The organism is uncultured Microscilla sp., from assembly GCF_947493425.1.
In the GTDB taxonomy this organism is placed as follows: Bacteria; Bacteroidota; Bacteroidia; order Cytophagales; family Microscillaceae; genus Microscilla.
The window spans coordinates 1-5,338 of sequence record NZ_CANLRP010000295.1 but is presented as its reverse complement, the minus strand read 5'-3'; the positions used below and the strand labels follow the sequence as shown (position 1 = coordinate 5,338).

At 39.4% G+C, this 5,338-nt stretch carries 4 protein-coding genes; 3 read left to right on the top strand and 1 reads right to left on the bottom strand.

Annotated elements, in window-relative coordinates; all coding sequences use genetic code 11:
- Positions 1 to 401 precede the first annotated feature (401 nt).
- Positions 402 to 1,739 carry a dihydroorotase gene (locus Q0954_RS32640; RefSeq protein ID WP_299465798.1) on the bottom strand — a complete coding sequence of 446 codons (1,338 nt, stop codon included), beginning with the start codon at positions 1,737 to 1,739 and terminating at the stop codon, positions 402 to 404.
- A gap of 279 nt (positions 1,740 to 2,018) precedes the next feature.
- Here Q0954_RS32640 and Q0954_RS32635 point away from each other — a divergent pair, with 279 nt between their 5' ends.
- From Q0954_RS32635 to Q0954_RS32625, 3 genes are all read left to right on the top strand, one after another.
- Positions 2,019 to 2,819 (top strand): hypothetical protein, encoded by an 801-nt coding sequence (locus Q0954_RS32635; RefSeq protein WP_299465795.1) that lies wholly within the window; start codon positions 2,019 to 2,021, stop codon positions 2,817 to 2,819.
- Positions 2,820 to 3,171: 352 nt separating this feature from the next.
- Positions 3,172 to 4,065: a tetratricopeptide repeat protein gene (locus tag Q0954_RS32630; protein WP_299465792.1), complete on the top strand. Its 894-nt coding sequence runs from the start codon at positions 3,172 to 3,174 to the stop codon at positions 4,063 to 4,065.
- Positions 4,066 to 4,305: 240 nt separating this feature from the next.
- Positions 4,306 to 5,223: a tetratricopeptide repeat protein gene (locus Q0954_RS32625; protein WP_299465789.1), complete on the top strand. Its 918-nt coding sequence runs from the start codon at positions 4,306 to 4,308 to the stop codon at positions 5,221 to 5,223.
- The last annotated feature ends 115 nt before the right edge of the window (positions 5,224 to 5,338 follow it).

The following is a 5,338-nucleotide window of genomic DNA, read 5'->3' as shown; positions in this document are numbered from 1 at the left end:
TGGAGACTTACATTCATCAAAACTTTCAAGTCTCCTAAAGAAGACTTAAAAGAGCTGAGGAAACTGATGGATAAAAAGAAGTCTCCAGGCTTCTAGCCATAAGACTAACTTTCGGTCGTGCACTATTTTGCTGCGCAAGCAAGTCTGGAGACTTACATTCATCAAAACTTTCAAGTCTCCTAAAGAAGACTTAAAAGAGCTGAGGAAACTGATGGATAAAAATAAGCCTCCAGGCTTCTAGCCATAAGGCTAACTTTCGGTCGCGCACTATTTTGCTGCGCAAACAAGTCTGGAGACTTGCATTCATCAAAACTTTCAAGTCTCCTAAAGAAGACTTAAAAGAGCTAAGAACAGAAAAAACCGCTTAGCGAACCATAAAACAATGAAGCCATTGACAAAAACTATCGATCAAACAACACGCGTTCGCCTTTTTTCGATTCGTCAAACTTGCCTTCGGCATAAGCCAAATGCCCTGATACTATAGTATGGGTAATGTCTGAATGGAACTCTTGCCCTTCAAGTGGCGACCAACCCGCCTTGTATACAATGTCTTCTTTTTTGACGGTAGTGGTTTTGTTCAGGTCTACCAACACCAGGTCAGCCCAATAACCCTCACGAATGTAACCGCGTTTTTCTACCTCAAAACAGATGGCAGGAGTATGCGCCATTTTTTCTACTACTTTCTCCAGGGTTAGCCTGCCTTCGCGTGCCATTTCAAGCATCATTTGCAATGAAAACTGCACCAGTGGTAGTCCTGCGGGCGCTTTCCAGTAATGGTTTTGCTTTTCTTCCCAGGTGTGGGGGGCGTGGTCGGTGGCTATAATGTCCAGGCGATCATCGTTTAAGGCTTCCCACAAGGCCTCACGGTTGCTTTTTTCTTTAATGGCGGGGTTGCATTTCATCTGTGAACCCAAAGTATCATATTGGCTTGCTTCAAACCATAGGTGGTGTACGCACACTTCAGAAGTAATACGTTTTTCTTCTAAAGGAATGTCGTTGCGGAAAAGCTCTAGTTCCTTGGCAGTAGAAATATGCAAAATATGCAAACGACTGTTGTGTTTTTTGGCAAGTTCTACCGCAAGGCTGCTCGATTTGTAACAAGCTTCTACATCTCTTATTTCGGGGTGGGCACTCATAGGCACATCATCGCCGTATTTTTCTTTATATACTGCCGATTTAGCTCTTATGGTGGCTTCGTCTTCACAATGGGTAGCTACCAGTATAGGTGCCTGACTAAATATTTTTTCCAACACTTCGCGGTTGTCTACCAACATGTTGCCCGTAGACGAGCCCATAAATACTTTGATGCCACACACTTTTTTGGGGTCAGTTTTTAGCACTTCTTCTATGTTATCGTTAGAAGCCCCCATAAAAAATGAATAATTGGCAAGTGCCACCTCTGACGCCCGTTGATATTTTTGTTCCAGTAGTTCTTGGGTCAATGTATTGGGTACGGTGTTGGGCATTTCCATAAAAGTAGTGGTTCCTCCTCTCACTGCGGCTTTTGCCTCGTGGTAAAGGTCTGCCTTGTGGGTAAGCCCTGGCTCACGAAAATGTACCTGGTCGTCTATCACTCCTGGCAATAAGTGTTTGCCTTTGGCATCTATGTGCAAGTCGGCTGTAGTACCCGACAAATCTTTCCCTATTTTGTCAATCAAACCATCTTTTATCAACACATCTTTTTCTTCAGTAGTCCCTTCGTTTACTACCAGCGCATTGGTTATTAGTATAGTTTTCAATATGTTTTTGTTAAATCGTTCAACAAATAATTTGGTTGAGGAAAGTTAGAACGAAAAGCCTGAAACCACAATAGAATCAACGAAAATATGAGGGCACTTCTCCATGGTACTGCTACAATTCACAAGGTGACTTTATAAAATCCAATGTTTTGGCAGTTACCCATCAAAATATGCTCTCTTGACATCAAGCAGGCGTAAATTCAGGCAAATACCACCAAAAAACTACATTACTTTTTATCTTTGTAAAAAGTACCTCCCTCATTTCATATTTTTACTTTTATGTCACAAGCCATTTACCATCAAGACCTAACCACTCTGATTAAATATGAAAAGATATTGCCCAATCATTTATCTTTACTCAAAGAAATTGCTGCTTGCTACAGTAATATAGGTATGTATAAATTGGCGGTTAATTACCATAAAAAAGTAGCCAAGGTTGCCCCCAACGATATAGAGAATGTATTGCTGATGGCTTTGGCATATTACCATAACAATCAGTTTTCGAAGGCACTCAAACATTTTTTAGTAACAGACAAACACCAGTATCTCAACAATATACACCTTGCGTTTGCCGGGTATTGCTACCAAGACACCAACAACTATGAAGCGGCGCTCAAATACCACCTCAGGGCATTTAAAGCATTGCCCACAGATGTGTGGAACCTGGGACATATTGGCTACTGTCTGCAATGGCTCGAAGACTTTGACCAGGCAATGGAATACTACAAAATAGCTGAAAAACTCAACCCAAATGAAGATGTAGTTTTGATGAATATTGGATGGATTAACCTAATAAAAGGCAACCTGAAAGAGGCTGATACATATATTAAAAAAGCCCACCAACTTGCTCCTTATGATGCCCACACATTGATGAACCTGGGGCATATTTGTATGATTAAACAACAGCCTGACAAAGCTTATGATTATTATAAGGAAAGTATCTTAGGGTTTAGCAACAAAGAAGAGTTCGTTCAACTGATGCGCGAAGATTTGCCTTATCTTACTCAATACCATCTCGACGAAGAAAGCATAGAAAAAGTAAATGATCAAATGATTAAACATTATGAGCAAAACAATTAAAAATTTCTTGGCATAAAACCCAACAAACCAGCGTAAATTATCGTGAATTTATAGTGAGGGTCTTACATACTTTATACTATCTCAAAACACTATATAAATCTACTACTCCAACAAGGCACATTATTCCTAAACTAAAGACCTTTCTTTATAGTTTTATTTACAGAAATCAGGCAAAAAAGTAAAAAAATACCCGGATTCAAAAAAAACTACTTGATGTAAAGAACTCATCAAATGACATTTTTTTTCAGATATATCCTGTTGTATTTTTGCATTATCATTTTTTTATCAAAACAAGTCTCACAGGCTCTTTTGGTTAACCATAAATCGTTCATTTTAACAAACAATTTTGCCCATGTCTACCGTGCAGTTTAAACAAGAACTTTCTCAATTGCTCCCTTATGAGGAACTGCTTCCCTCTCACTTTGAACTATTGCACACTATTGGGGTTTGTTACTATCACCGTTATGACTACCGCAAGGCCATTACTTACTTTAAAAAAGCTGAAAAGAATGATCACGATAAAAAGCTTGATTTCAAGAAGTTAGGCTATGCTTATCAACAAATAAAACAACATAAAAAGGCCATTGACTGCTTTCGAAAGGTAGAACCTGAATACCCTGAAGACAGTTGGCTGATCCGCCGTATGGCAATGGCTTACCAAGGCGCCCGACAGTACAAAACATCTATTACTTATTTTATCAAGCTTGACCAACTCAAGCCCAACGATACCTATGTGCTGGATAGCATAGGCTGGAACTACCAACAACTCAATGATTACACGTCGGCACTGAAGTATCACCTGAATGTATATAAGGTAGACAACAAAGATCCGTGGAACCTTGACAACATTGGGTATTGCTATATGAGCATCAAAAGTTACAAAAAAGCGATGACATTTTATGCTCAATCGCTGGCAGTAGACTCAAGCAATGCCTGGACAATCAGACAAATAGGTTGGGTACATTTTGTGTGTGGCAACCTCAAAAACGCATTAAATGCTTACCGAAAGTCGTATAAAGTTGACCGAAAAGCAAGCCCTCAATCTCTCATGAACACTGGGCATGTATACTATTGTAGTGGGCAAAAAAAACAAGCAAGAGAATATTATAGGCGTAGCTATGAAGCTTTTGAAAATAAAGAACGTTTTTTTGCTGATATGGACAATGACTACCCAATGCTTTTGCAGTATATACAACTACCCACCAAGGAATTTAATGCCCTAAAGGAAAAAATAACCACAATGTAGGATATGGCGCTAAAAAACGCCCATTTTTCAAAACATTCTTTAGTTTAAAATACTGGAACGAAGCTTGAACACAAACTCATCAAGCCGTTTGGTGTGTTTTATTGTCTAAAAGTTACCCGGATAAACAGCCATATTACCACCATAAAGCAATTAATTAGTTTAATCATTCAATTTCAAAACGGTTATTGATGGGATTTTTATAAAAAGGATATAATTTAGCGATTCAAATCAAACGCATCAATGTCTAAGGCAACGTATAAAATAGAAATTAAAGCCCTGCTCGTGTATGCCGAAATACTTCCTTACCATCCCTATGTTTTCAGGTCACTGGGAAGCTATTACAAAGAGTTATACCAACACAAAGAAGCACTCACGCACTTGCTAAAGGCAGAGGAGTTAGGCATACGAACCGTTGACAATCTCAAAGATATAGCACATTGTTACCGAAGGGTAGATGATTTCTCTAAAGCGCTCGAATATTACCTTGCATCTGAGCAAAAGCAACCCCTCGATGTATGGGAGGTGCAAGATGTTGCCTACTGTTACCGTCAATTATCAGATTTTAAAAAATCGATGGAGTATTATCAGAAAGCCGCGGAGCTCAAACCCAATGATTCGTGGATTTTAGATAATATTGGCTGGTGCTACCAAAAGTTTGATGATTATGCGATGGCTCTGGAGCACCACTTGAAAGCCTACCAGTTGGCAAACAAAGATTCTTGGACTTTACGAAATATAGGGTTTTGCCACCAAAAACTGCTTCAATACAAAGAAGCCATCATCTATTATGATATGTCGCTACAACAAGAGCCCAACAATGCATTTACATTGCGTAAAATAGGTTGGTGTTATGTGGTAGAAGGTGAGTTTGACAAGGCACGTAAGGCATTACACCAAGCCATTGATGCTGAGCCCGAAAATGATATGAATTGTTATGCCTGGATGAACCTGGGGCACACCTATTGGCAGGGCGCTCACCTACACCTGATCCGGGATTGCTACCAGAAAAGTGTGTTGATATACTCTCCCGATGATTTTATCAACGATATGAACACCGATTATGAGCGCATTGCCAAACATACCAATGTATCGCTTGAAACTTATAACCAAATGCGTGATGAGGTTGTTGCCTGGAAAAAACAGCAAGCAGATTCTTGAGAATTACGAGTTTTTTAATTACGAATTACGAATTGTTCAATTACGAATGAGCGCAAAGCGACACTAAAAAACTATGGTCTACGGACTCCCAACTCTGGACTAAATTACGAATGAG

Bases quoted from the DNA above. Each gene is read 5' to 3' on its own strand.
- Q0954_RS32635 (WP_299465795.1), top strand. From the start codon at position 2,019: ATGTCACAAGCCATTTACCATCAAGACCTAACCACTCTGATTAAATAT.
- Q0954_RS32630 (WP_299465792.1), top strand. From the start codon at position 3,172: ATGTCTACCGTGCAGTTTAAACAAGAACTTTCTCAATTGCTCCCTTAT.
- Q0954_RS32625 (WP_299465789.1), top strand. From the start codon at position 4,306: ATGTCTAAGGCAACGTATAAAATAGAAATTAAAGCCCTGCTCGTGTAT.